This is a genomic window from Flavobacterium urocaniciphilum (assembly GCF_900110615.1).
Taxonomy (GTDB): domain Bacteria; phylum Bacteroidota; class Bacteroidia; order Flavobacteriales; family Flavobacteriaceae; genus Flavobacterium; species Flavobacterium urocaniciphilum.
Genome location: NZ_FOEI01000002.1, coordinates 460,283 through 482,667, shown reverse-complemented (window position 1 = coordinate 482,667; position 22,385 = coordinate 460,283). Strand labels below are relative to the sequence as shown.

Below are 22,385 nucleotides of genomic sequence, written 5' to 3'. Positions count from 1 at the left end.
TTAAATTTTAGCGTGCAAAGATACTATTTTTAGTGAAACTGTAAGTCGATTTGTAACAAAAAAATAGTTTGTAAGTCTAATGCAATAAAATAATAACAATTTGAAGAATTAAGAAACAATTAACATTCAAAATTTTAATGTTAATTCAAGTGAAATTACATTTGCACCCCATTTCAAAAAAATTTGAAATCAATCAAACAAATCATATGAAATCAATTAAATTTTTATTCGCATTTTTGCTGATTTACACTACAAATTTAGTGGCTCAGCAACCAAACTCCGGAATTGTTACAGGTAAAATCATTGACAATTCTACTAAAGAACCGATGAGTTATTCAACTGTAAAAATTACAGATGGAACAAAATCAGTTGCTGTAGTTACTACAAAAGAAGATGGAAGTTTTGAAATTAAAAACCTTGAATTAAAACCTCTAGTTTTACAAGTAAACTATGTTGGATACATCAATATCACTAAAGAACTTAATTTATCTGAAGGAAATTCTCAAATAAATCTTGGAAATTTAGCCTTAGTTTCTGATGCAAAATCAATTGAAGCGGTTACTATTGTTAAAGAACGTTCAACTATTGAACAAAAAGCAGATCGTAAAGTTGTTACTATTGGTAAAGACTTAATTGCTTCTGGAACAACAGCATCTGAGATTTTTAATAATATTCCAACCGTAAGTGTTGATCCACAAACCAAAGAATTAAGCTTACGTGGAAATTCAAATGTACGTGTATTAATTGACGGAAAACCTTCAAATATTGATGCCGGACAGTTATTACAACAAATTCCTTCTGCTTCTATCAAACAAGTTGAATTAATTACTAATCCTTCAGCAAAATACAATCCAGAAGGAAACAGTGGTATCATCAATATCATTTTAAATAAGAACACACAAACAGGTTTTAATGGAAACATTACTTCGGGTGTTACTTTTGGAAAAACACCGAAAACGAATCAATCTTTAAATTTAAATTATAAAGTTGGGAAAGTAAATTTCTACACTAACTACGGTTTTAACCATGGTAAAAATGCTAACTACGGTTTTGTGGATAGTGAAAGACCTACTTTAGAAAATTATCAAAAATTTAGTTTTGACAATACTAATACTTCGCACTTAATTAAAGCAGGTGCTGATTATTATATTAATGACAAAAACACCATTTCATTTTTTACAAACTGGAATGTAACAGACGGAAAAGGAATTTCTAGAACAGAAATTGATTATGATAACCCATCAAACACAGATGAATTACAATTAAATGATAATAATGCAGGAAGTGTAAATCAAACGTATGATTTAGCTTATAAACATTTATTCAAAAAACAAGGTGAAACAATTGATTTTCAGTTAAACTATTCTAAAACTTCAAATGAAGATGTTTCGAATTATTATACTAACGGAACATATCAATTAAATGACATTTTCAACAAAACAAATTATACGCAATTTAACATTGATTATGTTAATCCGTTAAGTGAAAAAGCAAAATTAGAATTAGGATACGAAAGCAGAATTCAAGACGGACAAAATTCATTCTATAATGAATCGTTACCATTCTACGCTAACAATCCTTTTGCATTCAATAGAAACATTCATGCTGTTTATGGAAACTATAGCAAAACATTCGGAAAATTTAGTGCACAAGTTGGTGTAAGAATTGAGCAATACAACTTATATGCAAGATTTACTAAAAACGAAAGTAATCCTGATTTTTACGAAAACACAGCTGTTAAAGATGATATTTTCACTGCTTATCCTTCTGCTTATTTAAGTTATAAATTAGACGATACAAATACATTCAACGTTAACTATACAAGAAGAGTTGACCGCCCGAGTATCGGACAAATTAATCCAATTAGAGAGTGGACTACACCTTTAATGGAATCAAGAGGAAATCCAGCTTTAGAGCCTCAGTTTACAAATTCATTCGAAATTAATTATACGAAAATTTTAAAAATTGGATCGGTGACATCAGCAGTATTTTACCGTCAAATTAATGATGAAATTTCTAGAGTTATTTATCCAAATCCACAAAATAATAACCAAAACATTTTATCTTTTGACAACTTCGATAACAACCAATCGATGGGTGCCGAAATTAATGCTAATTTAAAATTAACTAAATGGTGGTCTACAAATGCTAGTGCAGATGTTTACTTTAAAACGGTTAGAGGAACAGTAACAAATATTGTAACAAACCAACCAGAAAATAAAGAAATTGACGTTACTTTATTCAATACCAGATTAAACAATACATTCACAGCAACAAAATCGTTAAAATTCAATTTATTTGCTATGTATAGAGGTCGTGATTTAGGATTACAATTCTTAAGAACTCCAATGTACAGAGTTGATTTAGGCGCTAACTACACAATATTAAAAGGAAAAGGAACTCTTACCGCTAGATATAACGACATGTTTAACTTAATGCATTTCGGATTCAATGGTAATATTCCATACCAACAAAATGGTGAATTCCATTGGGAAAGTAGAACGTTCTATGTTGGATTAAACTACAACTTTGGTGGTGGTAAAAACAAAGAATTACAAAGAAAACAAAGAGATAAGCAAGAAACTCAAGGTGGTGGTGGAATGTTTTAATTCTTTTCAATTTACAAATAGTGATTCAAAAATATCTTAAAAAAAAACGTCCCGAAATAATCGGGACGTTTTTTTATTGTCTTTTGTAAAATACGTAATCGGTGATTAAAGGTTTCAAACCTAAGCTTTTTAATTCTGAATTAATTTGCGCTCTATGATACGAAGAATGGTTTACAACGTGGAATAATAATTCGTGCAAAACATTACTATAAAATTCACCTGTTGAAGTTTTGTAATCGACTTTTTCATTCAAATCTTTACTCTCCAAAATTTGCTTCGTTAAATCGAAGTTTTCTTTGTCAATTTTAGTCATATTCGAATACTCTTGCAATTGCCAAACTCCAAATTGGGTTGGAACTTTCAAAATTCTTGTCATCCAAATTTCATGAGCATTTAAAATATGTGAAATTAAAAAATGAATTTTCTCATTCAACAAAGATTCATTTTCACACAAATAAGCAATCATTTCCTGATTCTTATCAAAAGTATATTGAAATTTATCTAAGTAAAAATCTTTCATTTACCAACGAATTATAGCACTTCCCCAAGTAAATCCTGAACCAAAAGCGGCTAACACTACTAAATCACCACTTTTAATTTTTCCTTTTTCCCAAGCTTCTGTTAATGCAATCGGAATAGAGGCAGCGGTAGTGTTTCCGTAATTCATAATGTTATTATACACTTGATCATCTGACAATTGGAATTTCTGTTGAATAAACTGAGAAATTCTCAAATTCGCTTGATGAGGCACTAACATATTAATATCTGAAACTTGCAAATTATTAGCTTGTAATCCTTCGTTTATTACTTCACTGAAACGTACAACTGCATTTTTAAATACAAACTGTCCGTTCATATATGGATAATAACTTTCATCATTTGGATCGTTATCCGCAATAACATCTGTAATCCAACGTTTACCCATTCCTGGTGCAATTAAGGCTAATTCTTCAGCATGTTGTCCTTCAGAATGTAAATGCGTTGATAAAATTCCTTTCGTTACATCTTCTTCTCTTGAAAGTACAGCTGCTCCTGCACCATCTCCAAAAATTACCGAAACACCTCGACCTCTATCGGTCATATCTAAACCAGTTGAATGCACTTCAGATCCAATGATTAAGATGTTTTTATACATTCCCGTTTTGATATATTGATCTGCAATCGATAAAGCGTAAACAAATCCAGAACACTGATTTCTTACATCTAAAGCTCCAACTGTTCTTAACCCTAAATCGCGTTGTACTAAAACTCCTGGACCTGGAAAGTAATAATCGGGTGATAATGTTGCGAATATCACAAAATCGATATCTTCTTTAGCAATATTAGCTCGTTGAATAGCAATTTCAGCAGCTTTTACACCCATTGAGGTTGTAGTATCTTCACCTCTAACAACATGACGACGCTCTTTAATTCCGGTTCTTTCCTGAATCCAAGCGTCATTAGTGTCCATTATTTTTGATAAATCATCGTTTGTTACAACATTTTCCGGCACATAATAGCCTAATCCTGATATTTTTGAATGATACATAAAATTCTATTAGTTATTGAATACAAATTTACCATTTTTTATCATTTCCATAAAATAATAAACAATAGATAAAAAAAGCCCGATAAATATCGAGCTTTAATTTATTTTTATAAAAAATTATTCTTCTGTAGTTTCTGCATCTGCTGCATTTTTCTTAACAGACTCAATTCCGTTATCTCTTGCTGCAACTGATTCATATAATTCACTTGTTCCAATAACTTGGCCATTTGTAGCTTTTAAATTGAAATATGGTTTACCATTTTTAGAATCTAATCTTTCAAATCTTGAATCTTCTTGAGAATTTTTCTTCACTGATTCAATTCCATTTAAACAAGCTGCTTTTGTTGTATATACTTCACTTGTTAATATTACTTGACCATTGCCAGCTTTTAAGTCAAATTTAATTCCAGTTGGAGTTTGTCTAACTACAAATTTTCCCATTTTATTTTATATTTAAGGTTAATAATTATAAAGTTATACTTTTTTTATTAATAAAAATACTTTTAACAACAATTTATCGTTAAAAAATGTAACAAACTATAAATTAATTACACTAATTTTTAAATTCAACACTTGAAAAACACACAAATATGAAAATGAAATTCTTTGCTTTAGCAGTGCTAACATTTACTTTTTATACCGGTTTTGCTCAGGAAAATGTAACCTATCAAAAACCATCAAAAGAAATTTTAGAACTAGCCGATTACCAACGTGCGCCTTCTGTAAATATGGATTCGAAAAAAGAATACCTTTTATTAAGTTACAGAAACACTTATAAAACACTAGACGATTTAAATCAGGAAGAAATGCGTTTAGGTGGATTACGCGTAAATCCGGTTACTAATATTTCAAGTACCGTTACCTATATCAATAACTTGAAATTAAGAAAAGTAAAAGACAAAAACGAAATTCAAGTTAAAGGTTTACCTGAAAATGCACTTATTACAAATGTAAGCTGGTCGCCAAATGAAAAGAAAATTGCATTTACAAATACGACTAAAAATGGTGTTGAATTATGGGTAATTGACGTTGTTACTGCAAATGCAACTCGAATTACTGCAGATAATTTAAACGCCAATTTAGGAAGTCCATTCAACTGGATGAACGACAACGAAACGCTTTTGGTAAAAGTGCTTCCAAAAAACAGAATGCCTTTAATAGATAGTAAAAAAGATTTACCTAAAGGACCAACGGTTTCAACATCTGACGGTTCAAAATCACAAAACAGAACGTTTCAAGATTTATTAAAAAACAAAACTGATGAAGCGAATTTTGAATCATTAGTTACTTCAGAATTATATAAAATTTCATTATCAGGAAAAGCTGAATTATTCAAATCTGCAGATATTTATGCTGGTGAAAGCTTTTCTCCTGATGGAAAATATTTAATGTTAACTACTATTCAAAAACCATTTTCTTACATTGTTCCTTTAAGTAGATTTCCTCAAAAAACAATTGTATATGATAATAATGGAAAAGAAATTAAAGTGGTTAACGAAGTTCCTTTAAATGAAATTATGCCAAAAGGTTTTTCTTCAGTTCGTAAAGGAAAAAGAAGCATGTCTTGGAGAAACGACAAACCGGCTACATTGGCATTTGTTGAAGCTTTAGACGAAGGCGATCAATCTAAAAACGTTCCATATAGAGATGAAATTTTTGTTTGGGAAGCTCCATTTACAAACAATCCTACTTCTTTCTTTAAAACTAAACAACGTTATGGAGGAATCATGTGGGGTAACGATAATTATGCTATTGTTTTTGACAGCTGGTACGACACAAGAAATACAAAAACGTATTTAGTTAATCCTTCAAATGTAAATGCTGAGGCAAAAATTATTTCGGATAGAAATTCTCAAGATATTTATTCTGATCCAGGAAATTTTGAAACCAAAAGAAATGAATTCAACAAATATGTATTAGCTATTGAAAACGATAATGCATATTTAATTGGAGATGGATTTACAAAAGACGGCCAATTCCCATTCATTGATGAATTCAATTTAAAAACGCAAAAAACGAAACGTTTATACACTTCAACTTATAAAGACAAAAAAGAAGATTTATTATCTATTGAAGATTTCAAAAAAGGAGAAGTATTAGTAATGCTTCAATCGAAAAATGAGTATCCAAACTATTACATGAGAAACATTAAATCTAAAAATAGTTTGACACAAATTACAGCTTTCGCGAATCCATTTGCAAGTATTAAAAACGTTTACAAAGAAGTAATCAAATACAAAAGAAAAGACGGAGTAGAACTTTCTGGAACGTTGTATTTACCTGCAAACTACGATAGAACTGCTAAAAAAGAGAAACTTCCATTATTAATTTGGGCGTATCCTGCAGAATTTAAAGATAAAAACTCGGCTGGACAAAGTGATAAAAACCCAAATGAATTTACATTTCCAAACTATGGCTCATTTGTATATTGGGTAACTAAAGGATATGCCGTTTTAGATGATGCTTCTTTCCCAATTATTGGAGAAGACAAAACAGAACCTAACGATACTTTTATTCCTCAATTAGTTGCAAATGCAGAAGCTGCAATTGATGCAGTGGACAAATTAGGTTTCATCAATAGAAAAAAAGTTGCGGTTGGCGGACACAGTTATGGCGCTTTCATGACAGCAAACTTATTAACACATTCTAATTTATTTGCTTGTGGAATTGCACGTAGTGGGGCTTACAACAGAACTTTAACACCATTTGGATTCCAAAGTGAGCAACGTAATTTTTGGGATGTACCAGAAGTGTATTCGGGAATGTCGCCATTTAATTCAGCTGATAAAATGAAAACACCATTATTATTAGTTCACGGTGATGCGGATAATAATCCTGGAACGTTTACACTACAATCGGAACGTTATTTCCAAGCTTTAAAAGGTTTAGGTGCACCAGTAAGATTGGTTTTATTACCAAAAGAAAGTCATGGTTACGCGGCTAAAGACAATATTTTACACTTATTATGGGAACAAGATCAGTTTTTAGAAAAATATTTAAAAAACTAAATAAAAAAATAGGCTTGTAAAATTTACAAGCCTATTTTTTTTAAATATATCGTAGTGCCTTTTAATAGTGCTTTTTCATTTTCCAAAAAGAGAATTTGATTTTGGAATTGAGTTTCTATTAAATAATATTTACCTTTAAAATACGATTTTACTACTTCAACTTTAATTTCAGATTTATCTACAATTTGCAATTGATTCGGATAAACTAAGTGAACTTTTCCATCAATTTCAATTTCATTTACTTCTCCGAAAAGCGCAGCTGTATATTTGTTTTTTGGATTATGATATAATTCAGACGGACTACCATGTTCTAAAATTGTATTATTTTTCAATACAATGATTTCATCTGAAAATGAAAATATATCATTAATATCATGACTGGCTACTAATGTGGTAATTTGTTTTTCTTTTAAGTAATTAAAAATTTTTCGACGTAAATCGTTTTTTCTAAAATTGTCTATATGCGAAAAAGGCTCATCAAGTAACAACACTTCAGGTTCTTGCGCTAATACTCGAGCTAAGGCCACGCGTTGCATTTGTCCGCCACTCAAATATTTTGCTTTGATATGTTTGAATTCGGTCATTTCAACTAAAGCTAATAACTCATCAATTCGATGTTGCTTTTCTTCTGGAAAAAAATTCGATAAAAACTTCCCTACATTTTCACCAACTGTAATAAAGGGCATCAAATCGAAATCTTGTGCCAAATACTTCATAAATGGCATTCCTGGTATTAAATTAAACTTCGGACCTAAAACTTGAATATCATTCCAAAATATTTCTCCATGATCGCAGTCAATTAAACCATAAATTAATTTTAATAAGGTACTTTTTCCACATCCACTTTCTCCAATTAAAGACAAATGTTGTCCAGATTTTAATGAAAACACTACATTTTTAAGTATTTCATTATCAAAGTAAGAAAATTTATCGATTTTTATTGAAAGCATCTGAATTGTGAATTTTTTTTTTATATCTTGCGGCACCCAAAATTATTAAAAATTAACTAACAATGATTAAAAAAATATTTACTTTACTACTAGTTTCTAGTTCTTTTTTCGCGAGTGCGCAATATGGTATTGAAGTCAATTATGGTTTAAATGGATCTTATGATCCAAAATATAACGGCATGACTCATATTGGAGCAGGTGTAACTTATGATTTTGATGAAGTTTTCGGAGCTAAAGTCGATTTTGGAATGGATGAATTTTCTATTCAAAATGATTTAAGAGGGATGAAAACAGGAACAACCAATACAAGATTTACTGCTCAAGGAGTTATTAACCTTAGTACTTTAGCAGATACTCGTGCAGCATTAAAACCTTTTAATGTAATTGCACATGCAGGTGGTGGTGTTTCAGTTTTAAAATCAGATATACCAGAATATGTAAATACTGACCATTTATTTAATGTTGTAATTGGAATTACTCCAAGATTTGAAGTGGCAGAAAAACTATATTTAACAGCTGATTTTTCAGCATTGTTTAATGTTTCACAGCATTATTTTTTCAACGGTGAATTAGCTTACACTCAAGCACCAAATTCATTTACCGGAATTATGTATAATGCTTCAATTGGTGTTGCCTATAAATTCGGTGAATAATTTATATTTATAATAAAAAAAAGAGGAACAATGTTCCTCTTTTTTTATGTTCAAAAGTTAAAAGCAGATTTTAGTTTCCTGCTTCTTTCTTAGCATCTTCAATCATTTTATCATTGGCTAAAATAGCAAACTCTACTCTTCTATTGTTTGCTCTTCCTGCTTCTGTTTCATTTGAATCTACAGGATCTGCTTCACCCATTCCCATAATTGTAAAACGAGAACTCACTAAACCTTTGCTAGATAAATAACTTTTAACAGCTGCAGCTCTTTGATCCGATAAATTTAAATTATAAGCGTCTTCTCCTTTACTATCAGTATAACCGTAAATTTTAATATCCGTATCTGGATAATTTTTAAAAACAGGAACTAATTTATCTAAATTGGCTTTAGCTGTAGAAGTTAATGTAGATTTATTAAAATCGAAACGAACTGCATTTTCACCTAAAACTAATTTAATCCCTTCTCCTACTCTTTCAACTTGTGCTCCTGGTAATTGTTCTTGAATTTCACGTGCTTGCTTATCCATTTTTCTTCCAATTAATCCACCAGCAACACCACCTACAACACCACCGATAACAGCACCTAAAGCTCCTTTTCCACCTTTTCCTAAATTATTACCCAAAACAGCTCCTAAAACAGCACCACCTGCGGCACCAATTACAGCACCTTTTTGAGTGTTATTTGAATTTTTAACGGCTTTACAACTTGTAAAACAAGACGAACTTAGTAACACTAAACTCAATCCGATTGCAATATTCTTTTTCATAATTAATTACTCATTTTTTCAAATTGATATACTATTTCTGCACTATTACTTCCTACAGCAGCTCTATCGATTAATTGAAACGACGTTTCTGTTTGATTGGCAATTCTTAAAACATAACCACTTGGCGTGTGCTTCGCTTTTAGACCTTCACTTAAAAACTTCATAACAAAGTTCCCGTCTTTATTAACATACCAAGTAATCTGACTTCCATAAGCAGCACAATTTGCTTTATTTAAAACCATTTCTCCAGTATTGTTATTCGACACAAACGTCCATAAACTTTCTTCGAAGCATTTAGAATCTGCTATGTTAAATGAAGTAACCTTAAATACATCTGAACCAACATATTTTACAGAAGAAATAATCCAATCTCCTTTAATCATTCTTTCCGACTTATTGTCCAATTTTGTACTAGTTACCGATTGTTGAGGCTTACATGCCAATGCTAAAATCGACATAACCATAATAAATACAGTTTTTTTCATAGAGTTATTATTTTAGTATTAGTCTTACAAAGTTATCGAAATTTATTTTATAAGTCACATTAATTTCAAATAAACATCAGACAATTTGTCACAATATATTCGTTTGGTATTTAATTTGACTATTCCATTTTCGTAAAAATGTTTAATTAAATAATTTATAATTATGTCAACAGGAAAAATTAATGTTTCAGTAGAAAACATCTTTCCCTTAATTAAGAAATTTCTATATAGTGATCATGAAATTTTCTTACGCGAATTGGTTTCAAATGCTACCGATGCAACTTTAAAATTAAAACATTTAACAAGTATTGGTGAAGCTAAAACAGAATATGGAAATCCGATTATTGAAATCAAAATAGACAAAGAAGGGAAAAAACTTCACATTATCGATCAAGGTTTAGGTATGACGGCTGATGAAGTTGAAAAATATATCAATCAGGTTGCTTTTTCAGGTGCAGAAGAATTCCTTGACAAATACAAAGATTCTGCTAAAGACGCTGGAATTATTGGTCATTTCGGATTAGGATTTTACTCGGCTTTTATGGTAGCTGAAAAAGTGGAAATCATTACAAAATCATTTAAAGATGAGCCAGCTGCTCATTGGACATGTGATGGTAGCCCTGAATTCACATTAGAAGCACATACAAAAACGGATAGAGGAACAGAAATTATTCTTCATATTGCAGAAGATTCTTTAGAGTTTTTAGAAGAGTTTAAAATCCGTGAATTGTTGACTAAGTACAATAAGTTCATGCCTATTCCGATTAAATTTGGCACTAAAAAAGAAGCGCTTCCAAAACCTGAAAATGCAGGAGACGATTACAAACCAGAATACATCGATGTAGATAACTTTATCAATAATACAAATCCGGCTTGGACGAAACAACCTTCTGATTTAAAAGATGAAGATTATAAAAGTTTTTACAGAGAATTGTATCCAATGCAATTTGAAGAACCTTTATTCAACATTCATTTAAATGTAGATTATCCTTTTAACTTGACAGGAATTTTATATTTCCCAAAATTAGCGGCTGATTTACAAATTCAAAAAGACAAAATTCAATTATATCAAAATCAGGTTTTTGTTACTGATAATGTAGAAGGAATCGTTCCAGAATTTTTGATGATGCTAAAAGGTGTTGTTGATTCTCCAGATATTCCATTAAACGTATCTCGTTCGTATTTACAAGCTGATGGAAATGTTAAGAAGATTTCAAATTACATTACACGTAAAGTTGCCGATAAATTAAAATCGTTATTCAATGAAAACCGTGAAGATTTTGAAGCAAAATGGAACGATATTAAAGTAGTTTTAGAATACGGAATGCTTTCTGAGCCAAAGTTTTATGAAAAAGCTGGCGATTTCGTATTGTATCCAACTACAGATAACAAATATTATACTTTGGCAGAATTAAAAGAAGCCATTACTGCTAATCAAACAGATAAAGATGGCAAATTAGTTGTGTTATATGCTTCTGATAAAGATGCACAACACAGTTATATTGACATTGCTAAAGAAAAAGGTTATGAAGTTTTACTATTAGATTCTCCTATTGTTTCGCATTTAATTCAAAAATTAGAAGCTGATAATGAGAACTTAACTTTTGCTCGTGTAGATGCAGATCATATCGATAAATTAATTAAGAAAGAAGACGAACAAATTTCTAAATTATCGGAAGAAGAAAAAGAAAAATTGAAAACGACTTTAGAAACAATTGTTCCAAAAGAAAATTATACTGTTCAATTAGAAGCATTAGACAGCACTTCTTCTCCTTTTATTATTACACAACCAGAATTCATGAGAAGAATGAAAGAAATGAGTCAAACTGGCGGTGGCGGAATGTTCGGAATGGGCAATTTCCCTGAAATGTATAATTTAGTAGTGAACTCAAACTCAGAATTAGCGACTACTATCTTAAACGCAGATGAATCAGCTCAGAAAGAATTAGTTAAAAACGCTTTAGATTTGGCAAAATTATCGCAAGGTTTATTAAAAGGTGAAGAACTAACAGCTTTTGTGAAAAGAAGTTTTGAAACGTTGAAATAAAAAATCACTTTTATAAATTCAGAATCCTGTAAGAAAGTAAAATTCTTACAGGATTTTTTTATTACCTTTAACTATTATTTTAATTGACGAATTATGAAAACTTTATATTTAGGAATCGGATTATTATGTATGGTAATAAGCAGTTGCAAACCATCAACCGATACAATTGGAAACGAATTGAAAATTACTTTAGAACCAAAAAGCAACAGTAATGTTTCTGGTTTTGCAACATTTAAAGAGAAAAATGGGAAAGTAAGATTTGAGGCACATATTTCAGGACTTACACCTGGAACACACGCTATTCACATACATGAAAAAGCAGATTGTTCAAGCGTTGATGCTGCATCTTCTGGAGGACATTGGAATCCAACTTTCAAAAAACACGGAAAATGGAATTCTGGCGAATGCCATAAAGGTGATATAGGAAATTTCGAAGCCGACCAAAACGGACATGGCTTTATTTCTTTAGAAACTGACGAATGGTGCATTGGATGTGGCGATCAAACCAAAGACATTTTAAACAAAGGTTTAATTGTACATCAAAATGCCGATGATTTCGTTACACAACCAACTGGAAATGCTGGTGGAAGAATTGCTTGTTCGGCTATAATTAGATAATTTACAACAAATCAATCCTGTAAGAATATTGAACACTGCAGGATTTTTTTATTTGAAAAAATATTAAACATGAAAAAATTAAGTCTGATTATATTTTTATTCTTTATAAATATTGCTTTTACCCAGGAAAATATCGTTTTAGATTCTATATTAAAAAACAAAGGTTTTATTTTTAGTAACATTCCTTTGAATTTTAATATGGGTGGTGATGTTTACACAGAATTAAAACACAAAATAAAAGAATCCGATTCGAATATTTTAAACTTGGATAATGATAGTATTTTAAGAAATGATTTTCCTAAAGTTATCAACTTCAACCAAGTCAAATTATGGTCAAATGAAGAATTGAAATCAAAATATTTAGTCGATCATAACATTGAAACTTTAAATTTTAAAAAAGTAAACAAATCATTAAACATAACAAACCCTGAAGAACAACAAGTTCTTAAAGACGAAATAAATACTTTCAATAATAGATTTAATAATTGGTCTAAATTTCCAATTTATGTTACTAGGCCATATTTTTCTTTTTCAAAAACATATGCAATTATTGTAATACGATTTGGAAACGACAGCGGTCAATCAATCTTATTAAAAAAGATTGATGGTATATACCAGTTTTACACTTACATAAATAACTGGGTTTATTAATTTAATCAAAATGACGAACAAACCATTACTCTATTTTAAAAACCATACAGAATGGCGCGAATGGCTACATGAAAATCATGCAACACATACTGTTGTAGAACTTATCTTTTACAAAGTAGACAGCGAAATGGAAAGCATGCGATGGGAAGAAGCTGTTAAAGTAGCCATTTGTTATGGTTGGATTGATTCTACCGTTCGAAAAATTGATGATGAACGCAGAAAACAAACCTTCACACCCAGAAAAGACAAAAGTGTTTGGAGTAAAGTCAACAAAAATTACATTGACGAATTGATTGCCAATAATTTAATGCACGAAAGCGGATTAAAAAAAATTGAAATTGCTAAACAAAATGGTTCTTGGGAAAGCTTAGATGCCGTAGAGAATTTAGAAATTCCATCAGATTTACAAACAGCTTTCGACAAAAATAAAATTGCAGAAGAAAATTATCATAATTTTAGTAAAACGTATCGAAAAAGCTACTTATATTGGCTCAATCAAGCAAAAAGAGAAGAAACCAGACAAAATAGAATTTTAGAAATTATTTCTCTTTGTGAACAAAATAAAAAGTCGAGATAACATATGCAAATCAACCATTTAGAATTCATTCTATACGTTTCCAACCAAGAAAAGAGCAAAGCTTTTTATGAATTGATGTTCCAGCAAGCACCAACGCTTCATGTGCCTGGAATGACTGAATTCACTTTAAATGAATTTACAAAAATTGGTTTAATGCCTAATGATGGAATTGCAAAAATTGTTTCTCCTACATTACCTCATCCAGAAAATGGAAACGGAATTCCACGCTGTGAATTATATTTAACTATAGAGAATTTAGAAGAACAATTTCCTAGACTTTTAAACGCTGGCGCAACATTAATTAATCCGATTTCTCCGAGAGATTGGGGCGATACAGTTGGTTATTTAGCCGATTTTGACGGACATGTAATTGCACTAGCTTCAAAAAAATAAAACTATGATAAAAAAAATATTTTTACTTTTTGTAACTGTATTCGGATTTTCACAAGAAACGACTAAGCCTGTTGCTGCTTTTGATTTTCTGAAAAAATACATCAACGTAAGAGATTTGGCACTTTCTTCTAATCAAGATGAAATTTATTTTACTGTTCAAAATACCAATGAAGAAGTTTCTGTAATTGCCTATTCCAAAAAAGAAAATAAAAAATGGATCGAACCAAAATTGATGAATTTCACAGGAAAATTTAGAGACATCGAACCTTTTTTATCAGCAGATGGATTAAAATTATACTTTTCTTCCAATAGATCTTTACACGATTCTATTACAAAACCAAAAGATTATGACATTTGGTATGTGGAAAGAACAACATTAAAAAGCGAATGGTCGAAACCAAAAAATTTAGGAGCTCCAGTTAATACAACTAATAATGAATTTTATCCTTCTTTAGCTAAAAACGGAAATATCTATTTCACTTCCGACGGGCAAAAATCTTTAGGGAAAGACGATATATTTTTCAGTAAATGGGAAAACAACAAGTATTCTGAACCCACAACTTTAGGTTTAAATATTAATTCTGCAGGATATGAATTCAATGCTTTTGTATCTCCAGATGAAAGATTCTTGATTTTCACTGGTTATAATAGAGTTGGAGGTTTAGGTAGTGGCGATTTATTTATCAGTTATAAAAATCAAAATGGCGAATGGGATTTATCTAGAAATATGGGCCTTGAAGTCAATTCAAATTTAATGGATTATTGTCCGTTTTACGATGCGAAAACCGAGACTTTATATTTTACAAGTAAACGCAATTCGACTACTAATTTGGGCTTCAAAACGATGGAAGATTTTGAAAAAGAAATCAATAAATACGAAAATGGTTTGAGTCGAATTTATAAATACCAGATAAAATTGTAATGCATCTTCAACCTACATTATCAAATGATTTAGTTCAATTAGTTCCACTTTCGGAAAATGATTTTGAAGAATTATACCACATTGCTTCAGATGAATTAGTATGGGAACAACATCCAGAAAGTGATCGATATAAAAAGGAAATTTTTTATAAGCTTTTTATAAAAATTATTGATTTTCATTCTGGTTTTAAAATTATTGATATCAAAACCAACAATGTAATTGGTAAAACTTCCTTTTATGACTTGAATGAAACTGATAAATCTGTTGCAATAGGTTATACTTTTATCGATAGGAAATATTGGGGCACACCTTACAATCGTTCTGTAAAAAACCTAATGATAAATTATGCTTTTAAATTTGTAGATACCATCATTTTTCATATTGGAGAATCGAATTTTCGCTCTCGAAAAGCTGTTGAAAAATTAGGTGCCATTTTATTGGATAAAGTTTTAATAAGCGAAACTCAAAAAACACATGTTATATATAAATTGGATAAAAACAATTGGATTTCTTAATGAAAAAGTTTCTCATATATGTTTTAAAAATCATACTTCCAATTATTATTTTTCTATTGGTATTGGAAATTTCTTTACGCAAAATTCCAAACGACTATCAACTTAAAAAAGAATATTTAGATAAAAATGCAAGTGAAATTAACACTTTAATTTTAGGGAGTTCACATACTTTTTATGGCATAAACCCTAATTACTTTTCTAAAAAAACCTTTAATGCTGCTTATGTTTCCCAATCGTTGGATTTAGATTATGAAATATTAAAAACCTATGAATCTAAATTTAAAAACTTAAAAACAGTAATCATACCAATTTCATATTTCAGTTTATTTGAAACCTTGGAAACTGACATTGAAAAATGGCGTATGAAAAATTATGTTTTATATTATGATTTCCCAATAAAAACAGATCTAAACAATCAATTTGAAATTTTAAATAGCGACATTAAATCGAATCTTAAAAAAACTATAAAACATTATGTATTACACAAATCATTCATAACTTCTTCTAATTTAGGCTGGGGAACCAATTTCAATTCTAAAGATAAAAAAGAATTTAAAGGAGAATTTACTGCTAAAAAACATACTGCTAAGAATTTTGATTTGCTTGATGACAATTTAAAAACCCTACAGAAAATCATCAGTCTTTGTCATAAAAAAAACATATCAATAATTTTTATCACAACTCCAACACATTCTTCATATTACAAAAATTTAAATCAAATTCAGTTAGAAAAAACACATAAAGTAATAAACAATTTAGCTATAACTAATTCAAATTGCACATACATAAATCTCATGCATTCAAATAATTACAACAAAAATGATTTTTATGACGCAGATCATTTAAATGAAAAAGGAGCCAAAAAATTATCATTATTTTTAGATAAATTTAAAACAGATTAAACCTTTTTTGATTACCTTAGTCTAATCTCATAATCCTAAAAAACTATTTATCATGAAAAACTTAAAAACATATGTTTTCGCATTGATGGCAATTTTAGTTGCTTCATGTTCAAGGGAAGAAGTGCTACAATCTGAAAATGTTGACAGTGAAATGGTAACTACTTCAATGATTGCAGATTTTACAAGTGAGTTAGACTTTAATGCTGGAATTGAAGTTGCTAGTAGTAATGGAGGTTTTTCAAGCAGAACAGCAAACGAAATCAATACCGTTCCGAGTTGTGCTACAGTTTCAGTAAACAATACAACACCTGGTGTATTTCCTAAAATAATTACTATTGATTTTGGAACAGGATGTACGCAAAACGGCGTAACACGTTCTGGAATATTAACGATTACACTTTCAGGTTATGTAATGGCAAATGGATCAACAATGACAATTGAAAGAAATAACTATTATGTAAATCTTAAAAAGATAGAAGGAACTGTTGTTTACACAAATCAAACTACAAATGCATCTACTCCACAATGGACGAGAACAGTTACAAATGGTAAAATAACTTTCCCAAATGGAGTATACTTTACACATTCTGGAACAAGAACTGTTAGACAAACAGCCGGAGTTACAACTGTAATTCTTGCAGACAATATTTACGAAGTAATTTCAGGAACGCATACGGTTAATAGACCAAATGGTTCTTCGTTAACTTCAACAGTAATTCAACCTTTAATAAAAAAATATTCTTGTAACTATATTTCACAAGGTCAATTAAATTTACAAGGAACCGTATTAGATGGTGTGTTAGATTTCGGAAATAACGAATGTGACAATTTAGCCACTTATTACCATAATCCTAATGATGTAACATACAATGTAACTTTATAAGTACATTATTTTTTTGAACTCTGAGCCCAACATTTTTGTTGGGCTTTTTTTTTTAAACTGAAAATTTTTCACCTAATACTACTCTTTTAAAGTTTTAAAACTATCTTTGTCGGCTTTTTAAAAAAATAAAAATGAAAAATAGTGTATTAAAGGGAGTTTTTTTAGTTGCCTTAGGCGCAACAAGTTATGGTATGTTAGCCACTTTTGTAAAATTAGCCTACAAAGATGGATTTTCAACCGCAGAAGTAACTTCTTCACAATTTATATATGGAATAATTGGGGTTTTAATTATTAATGCCTTTCAAAAATTTAACAACAAAGAAAAAGTTGTAAAAGCAAGTCCGAAGAACATATTTCATTTAATGATTGCAGGAACTTCTTTAGGAATGACTAGTGTATTTTATTACTTATGTGTTCGTTATATTGATGTTTCAATAGCTATTGTTTTATTAATGCAAACGGTATGGATGGGTGTTTTATTAGAATGGATTTTAGACAAAAAAGCACCTTCTATTCAAAAAGTTGTTTCTGTAATTATTGTATTAATTGGAACTGCTTTAGCAACTAAATTATACACGGGTCAATTTAACTTAGATTGGAGAGGAATTTTTTGGGGAATGCTTGCAGCAGCCTCATTTACAACAACTATGTTTACTGCAAACAAAATTGCTCTTGGTATTTCTTCTGCTCAAAGAAGTTTATACATGTTATTAGGTGGTGCCGTAATTGTTTTTGCGTTCAGTATTTATACTCAAACAGGAACTTTTAATATAGAAATCTTTGGAAAATACGGTTTATTCTTAGCGTTATTCGGAACAATAATTCCTCCAATGCTTTTAAATGCTGGTTTTCCACATACAGGAATTGGATTAGGAAGTATAGTCGCTTCTTTAGAATTACCTGTTTCGGTAATGATGGCATTTTTACTTTTAAAAGAGAAAGTTGTGCTTTGGCAATGGATTGGTATTTTGTTAATTATATTAGCCATTGTTATCATGAACATTAACTTCTCGAAAAAAAATAGTTAATATTTCTTGTTAATAAGTTTATTATCAAGTAACTACTCTACTCTGTTTTTTTAGTAAATTAGTATAACTAACCTTTTTACATTAATTGTAAAATTAAACTATTTACTATGAGAAAATTATTTGCAGAGTTTTTCGGAACGTATTGGCTTGTTTTTGGAGGTTGTGGTAGCGCATTATTTGCAGCTGGAATTCCAGATTTAGGAATCGGATTTATGGGTGTTTCCTTGGCATTTGGTTTAACTGTTTTAACAATGGCTTATGCAGTTGGACACATTTCAGGCGGACATTTTAATCCCGCAGTAACATTAGGATTGTGGGCTGGCGGAAGATTTGAAGCCAAAGAAATTGTACCTTATATCGTTTCTCAATGTGTTGGAGCAATTGCTGCAGCCGGAACTTTATTCTACATTTTATCTGGAAAAGATGGTTTTCAAATAGACAATACTAAAGCGGGGGCTTTTGCTTCAAATGGATTTGATGCTTTTTCACCACAAGGTTATTCAACGATGGCCGCTTTTACTGCCGAATTTGTATTGACCCTATTTTTCCTTTTGATTATTTTAGGAGCAACAGACAAATTTGCAAACGGAAAATTCGCAGGAATTGCAATTGGATTAGGTTTAACACTAATTCATTTAGTTAGTATTCCAATAACCAATACCTCTGTAAACCCTGCACGTTCATTATCTCAAGCATTATTTGCGGGTGGCGAACCTTTAACCCAAGTTTGGTTATTTTGGGTAGCACCTATTTTAGGAGCAATAATAGCAGGATTTATCTATAAAAACCTGTTACAAGAAAAAGAATAAATAAGAATCAAAATCAATTAATTAAATTAGCGGTGAAATTTTCATCGCTTTTTTTATGTCTAATTTATTTTTTAACGAAGAACCTATTTATTTAAATTTACCCGATGCGGAATTTATCTACTATCCGAATTTCTTCGATACTAATAAAGCGAATTTACTTTTTGAAAAGCTCTTGAAAGAAACAAAATGGCAACACGATGAAATTACAATTTTTGGAAAAAAAATTCTTCAACCTCGATTAACTGCTTTGTACGGAAATGAAGGAAAACCTTATGGTTATTCAAATATTGTAATGCAACCACATCCTTTTAATGAAACTTTAATGTTTATTAAAGATGAAATTGAAAATACCATCAACGAACATTTTACAACAGTTTTACTCAACTTGTATCGAAATGAAAAAGACAGTAACGGATGGCATGCCGATAATGAGAAAGAATTAGGCCGAGATCCTATTATTGCTTCTGTTAGTTTAGGTGAAGAAAGACAATTTCAAATCAAACACAATACAAGAAAAGAAATTAAACAAACCCTTACTTTACAACACGGAAGCTTATTAGTAATGAAAAACGGCTCTCAAATTCATTACAAACATCAAATACCAAAATCTTCAAGCCCTAAGAATCAGAGGATAAATTTAACATTTCGACAAATAAAATAATTTTTTTCATTTTTTTTTCTTCGAAATATATTTTTTTATTAATATTGGAATGTCATTTGATACAAGATTATAAATAACATTAATGGTACTTTTCGACTAATGAAAAAAAGTAAAAAGGTAGAACTATCACAAGAAGAAATCGAAAGAGTGATTAGTATGGCTCAAGAGGAAAGAAAACCTTTTGAAGTAATAAAAGAAGAATTCGGAATTTCAGAAAATGAAGTTACGGAAATGATGCGCAAAAAATTATCCAAAGACAATTTTGAACTTTGGAAAAAGAAAGTTGCAGCCGGAAAACCAAAACCAAAACCTCAAAAGTTTAATGATTTTGATGACGACGACGATTTAGATAGTAAATATTATATTAAAAATAAATTCGACTAAAAAGAATCCCGAGCAATTCGGGATTCTTTTTTTGTAACAATTTTACTTAAACATATACATATCAGTAAAAATATAAGTAATGAAAAAAATATTAATGACTATTGGTTTTGCTTTTTTCTTAATGAGCTGCAAAACTTCAAATGTAGCGTCTACTACTACTAAAAACTATGTTTCTGTAAGTATCGATTTAGTTAATGTAAAAGACGACAAAGTTCAAGTAACTATTACAAATCCAACAATTACAACAGAAACTACCACTTTTAATATCCCTAAAATTGTTCCTGGAACATATTCAGAAGATAATTACGGAAGATATGTTGAAAATGTAAAAGCATACGATAGCAAAGGAAAACCTTTGAAAATTGCTAAAATGGATGAAAATTCATATACCATTTACGATGCTACAAAATTGGCTAAAGTAACTTATTTGGTTAATGATACATATGATACAGAAGGCGGCGCAGGTTTTGGAGAAAGTGATGATATTTTTTCACCAGCAGGAACTAATATAAAAGCTGGAGAAAATTTCGTTTTAAACACACATGGTTTCGTTGGATATTTTGAAGGAAAATCGGAATTACCTTATACAGTTGAAGTTAAACATCCTGCGAACATGTGGGGAGCAACATCTTTAGTGGATACTGATACGAGTAAAGAAGTAGACGTTTTCAAAACGGCAAGATATGCAGAATTAGTAGACAATCCAATGATGTATACTAAACCAGATGTAACGGAATTTAATGTTGAAGGAATGGATATTGTTATCAGTGTTTATTCTCCGAATGGAAAACACAAAGCGGCAGATATTACTCCAGAAACGGAAAAGTTCATGAGAGCTCAAAAGAAGTTCTTAGGAAAATTCAATGCAAACAAAAAATACACTGTTTTATTGTATTTATCAGACATGGCTGCTAAAGACGCTAAAGGATTTGGAGCGCTTGAACACATGACTTCAACAACGGTAGTTATGCCAGAAATGATGCCTTTAGAAGCGTTACAAGAACAATTAAAAGACGTTGTTTCTCACGAGTTTTTCCACATTGTAACTCCTTTAAGTGTACATTCAAGAGAAATTCATTATTTCGATTTCAACAAACCTAAAATGTCTGAACATTTATGGATGTATGAAGGAATTACAGAATATTTCGCTAATTTATTCCAAGTAAATCAAGGATTAATTTCAGAGGAAGATTTCTACAAAAGAATGGCTGGAAAAATCGAGGAAGCAAATTCGATGAATGATAAAATGAGTTTTACTAAAATGAGTAAAAACGTTTTAGAACAACCCTATAAAGATCAATACTTAAACGTGTATCAAAAAGGAGCATTAATAGCTATGTGTATTGATATTCAATTAAGAGAATTAAGCAATGGTCAGAAAGGTATTTTAAACTTAATGCAAGATTTATCAAACGAATACGGAAGCAACAAACCTTTCAACGATGAAGATTTATTCGCAACAATAACTAGAATTACCTATCCTCAAATTGGAGAATTCTTAAACAAATATGTAGCGGGTGAAACTCCAATTCCTTACAATGAATTTTTCGCAAAAATGGGTGTTGTAAATGCTAAAACTATGGTTCCTGGAAATCCATTCTTAAAAGAAGGACGTATTCCATTAGTAACAGTAGATAAAGCAACGAAACAAATTAAAGCTTTACCAGATGTGAGCAATAACATTTTCTTAAGCAGTTTAGGCGTAAAAGGTAATGATGCATTATTAGCTTTCAATAACACAGAATATAACTTAGATAATATTTACGATTTAATTATGTCTAGTGAAACTTGGAAAGAAGGTGACAATATTACTGTAAAAGTAAAAAGAGACGGAAACGAATTAACGTTATCAGGAAAAATTGTTTTACCTAAAGAAGAAAAAGCTGGATTTATTGCTTCAGACAAAACTAAAGAAGCACTTAAAAACGCTTGGTTAAAAGGATAAAACCTTATAATTTTATATACAAAAACCTCAAAATACTATTATTTTGAGGTT

General features: G+C 30.3%; 23 protein-coding genes. 17 read left to right on the top strand and 6 right to left on the bottom strand.

Annotated features, from left to right (window positions below):
* The first annotated feature begins 206 nt into the window (after positions 1 to 206).
* Complete coding sequence (locus BMY86_RS06335; RefSeq protein ID WP_091466875.1) at positions 207 to 2,609, top strand: TonB-dependent receptor; 2,403 nt, start codon at positions 207 to 209, stop codon at positions 2,607 to 2,609.
* Positions 2,610 to 2,682: 73 nt separating this feature from the next.
* Here BMY86_RS06335 and BMY86_RS06330 read toward each other — a convergent pair whose 3' ends face one another.
* The 3 genes from BMY86_RS06330 to BMY86_RS06320 form a co-directional block, all read right to left on the bottom strand.
* Positions 2,683 to 3,129, bottom strand: coding sequence for a DinB family protein (locus tag BMY86_RS06330; protein WP_091466609.1), 447 nt, complete (start codon positions 3,127 to 3,129; stop codon positions 2,683 to 2,685).
* The gene (locus tag BMY86_RS06325; RefSeq protein WP_091466606.1) at positions 3,130 to 4,137 is read right to left on the bottom strand and encodes a 3-oxoacyl-ACP synthase III family protein; all 1,008 of its coding nucleotides are present in this window, start codon (positions 4,135 to 4,137) and stop codon (positions 3,130 to 3,132) included. It abuts the gene before it with no gap.
* 117 nt (positions 4,138 to 4,254) lie between these two features.
* Positions 4,255 to 4,578 (bottom strand): YegP family protein, encoded by a 324-nt coding sequence (locus tag BMY86_RS06320; protein WP_091466604.1) that lies wholly within the window; start codon positions 4,576 to 4,578, stop codon positions 4,255 to 4,257.
* 149 nt (positions 4,579 to 4,727) lie between these two features.
* On the opposite strand from BMY86_RS06320, the gene BMY86_RS06315 reads away from it, so the two are divergent.
* Positions 4,728 to 7,145: a S9 family peptidase gene (locus BMY86_RS06315; RefSeq protein WP_218141968.1), complete on the top strand. Its 2,418-nt coding sequence runs from the start codon at positions 4,728 to 4,730 to the stop codon at positions 7,143 to 7,145.
* Positions 7,146 to 7,168: 23 nt separating this feature from the next.
* Here BMY86_RS06315 and BMY86_RS06310 read toward each other — a convergent pair whose 3' ends face one another.
* Positions 7,169 to 8,095: an ABC transporter ATP-binding protein gene (locus BMY86_RS06310; RefSeq protein ID WP_091466870.1), complete on the bottom strand. Its 927-nt coding sequence runs from the start codon at positions 8,093 to 8,095 to the stop codon at positions 7,169 to 7,171.
* 62 nt (positions 8,096 to 8,157) lie between these two features.
* Between BMY86_RS06310 and BMY86_RS06305 the strand changes: the two genes are divergently transcribed.
* Positions 8,158 to 8,748 (top strand): hypothetical protein, encoded by a 591-nt coding sequence (locus BMY86_RS06305; RefSeq protein ID WP_091466601.1) that lies wholly within the window; start codon positions 8,158 to 8,160, stop codon positions 8,746 to 8,748.
* A 70-nt stretch (positions 8,749 to 8,818) separates the two neighbouring features.
* On the opposite strand, the gene BMY86_RS06300 is transcribed toward BMY86_RS06305, so the two are convergent.
* Positions 8,819 to 9,514, bottom strand: a complete 696-nt coding sequence (locus BMY86_RS06300; protein ID WP_091466598.1) for a YiaD family glycine zipper/OmpA-like lipoprotein — start codon at positions 9,512 to 9,514, stop codon at positions 8,819 to 8,821.
* Positions 9,515 to 9,516: 2 nt separating this feature from the next.
* Entirely contained in the window at positions 9,517 to 9,999 is a 483-nt protein-coding gene (locus BMY86_RS06295) for a lipocalin family protein (RefSeq protein ID WP_091466595.1), read from the bottom strand.
* A 163-nt stretch (positions 10,000 to 10,162) separates the two neighbouring features.
* Between BMY86_RS06295 and htpG the strand changes: the two genes are divergently transcribed.
* From htpG to BMY86_RS06225, 14 genes are all read left to right on the top strand, one after another.
* On the top strand, positions 10,163 to 12,046 hold the full coding sequence (gene htpG, locus BMY86_RS06290; protein ID WP_091466593.1) for a molecular chaperone HtpG: 1,884 nt from the start codon (positions 10,163 to 10,165) through the stop codon (positions 12,044 to 12,046).
* Between the two features lie 129 nt (positions 12,047 to 12,175).
* Complete coding sequence (locus BMY86_RS06285; protein WP_394332564.1) at positions 12,176 to 12,664, top strand: superoxide dismutase family protein; 489 nt, start codon at positions 12,176 to 12,178, stop codon at positions 12,662 to 12,664.
* Between the two features lie 69 nt (positions 12,665 to 12,733).
* The gene (locus BMY86_RS06280) at positions 12,734 to 13,315 is read left to right on the top strand and encodes a hypothetical protein (RefSeq protein WP_091466589.1); all 582 of its coding nucleotides are present in this window, start codon (positions 12,734 to 12,736) and stop codon (positions 13,313 to 13,315) included.
* 10 nt (positions 13,316 to 13,325) lie between these two features.
* Positions 13,326 to 13,892, top strand: a complete 567-nt coding sequence (locus BMY86_RS06275) for a YdeI/OmpD-associated family protein (protein WP_091466585.1) — start codon at positions 13,326 to 13,328, stop codon at positions 13,890 to 13,892.
* Between the two features lie 3 nt (positions 13,893 to 13,895).
* Entirely contained in the window at positions 13,896 to 14,285 is a 390-nt protein-coding gene (locus tag BMY86_RS06270; RefSeq protein ID WP_091466582.1) for a VOC family protein, read from the top strand.
* A gap of 4 nt (positions 14,286 to 14,289) precedes the next feature.
* Positions 14,290 to 15,207: a TolB family protein gene (locus BMY86_RS06265; RefSeq protein WP_091466580.1), complete on the top strand. Its 918-nt coding sequence runs from the start codon at positions 14,290 to 14,292 to the stop codon at positions 15,205 to 15,207.
* On the top strand, positions 15,207 to 15,722 hold the full coding sequence (locus BMY86_RS06260) for a GNAT family N-acetyltransferase (protein WP_091466577.1): 516 nt from the start codon (positions 15,207 to 15,209) through the stop codon (positions 15,720 to 15,722). The genes BMY86_RS06265 and BMY86_RS06260 overlap by 1 nt, the downstream gene beginning before the upstream one ends.
* Positions 15,722 to 16,624, top strand: a complete 903-nt coding sequence (locus BMY86_RS06255) for a D-alanyl-lipoteichoic acid biosynthesis protein DltD (RefSeq protein WP_143065613.1) — start codon at positions 15,722 to 15,724, stop codon at positions 16,622 to 16,624. The genes BMY86_RS06260 and BMY86_RS06255 overlap by 1 nt, the downstream gene beginning before the upstream one ends.
* A 52-nt stretch (positions 16,625 to 16,676) precedes the next feature.
* Complete coding sequence (locus tag BMY86_RS06250; RefSeq protein ID WP_143065612.1) at positions 16,677 to 17,507, top strand: hypothetical protein; 831 nt, start codon at positions 16,677 to 16,679, stop codon at positions 17,505 to 17,507.
* A 131-nt stretch (positions 17,508 to 17,638) separates the two neighbouring features.
* The gene (locus BMY86_RS06245; protein ID WP_091466569.1) at positions 17,639 to 18,535 is read left to right on the top strand and encodes an EamA family transporter; all 897 of its coding nucleotides are present in this window, start codon (positions 17,639 to 17,641) and stop codon (positions 18,533 to 18,535) included.
* 107 nt (positions 18,536 to 18,642) lie between these two features.
* Positions 18,643 to 19,344 carry an aquaporin Z gene (aqpZ, locus tag BMY86_RS06240; protein ID WP_091466567.1) on the top strand — a complete coding sequence of 234 codons (702 nt, stop codon included), beginning with the start codon at positions 18,643 to 18,645 and terminating at the stop codon, positions 19,342 to 19,344.
* Between the two features lie 55 nt (positions 19,345 to 19,399).
* Complete coding sequence (locus BMY86_RS06235) at positions 19,400 to 20,005, top strand: alpha-ketoglutarate-dependent dioxygenase AlkB family protein (RefSeq protein ID WP_091466565.1); 606 nt, start codon at positions 19,400 to 19,402, stop codon at positions 20,003 to 20,005.
* 99 nt (positions 20,006 to 20,104) lie between these two features.
* Entirely contained in the window at positions 20,105 to 20,389 is a 285-nt protein-coding gene (locus BMY86_RS06230) for a TIGR03643 family protein (RefSeq protein ID WP_091466562.1), read from the top strand.
* A 79-nt stretch (positions 20,390 to 20,468) separates the two neighbouring features.
* Positions 20,469 to 22,334 carry a M61 family metallopeptidase gene (locus BMY86_RS06225; RefSeq protein WP_091466560.1) on the top strand — a complete coding sequence of 622 codons (1,866 nt, stop codon included), beginning with the start codon at positions 20,469 to 20,471 and terminating at the stop codon, positions 22,332 to 22,334.
* Positions 22,335 to 22,385: the final 51 nt, after the last annotated feature.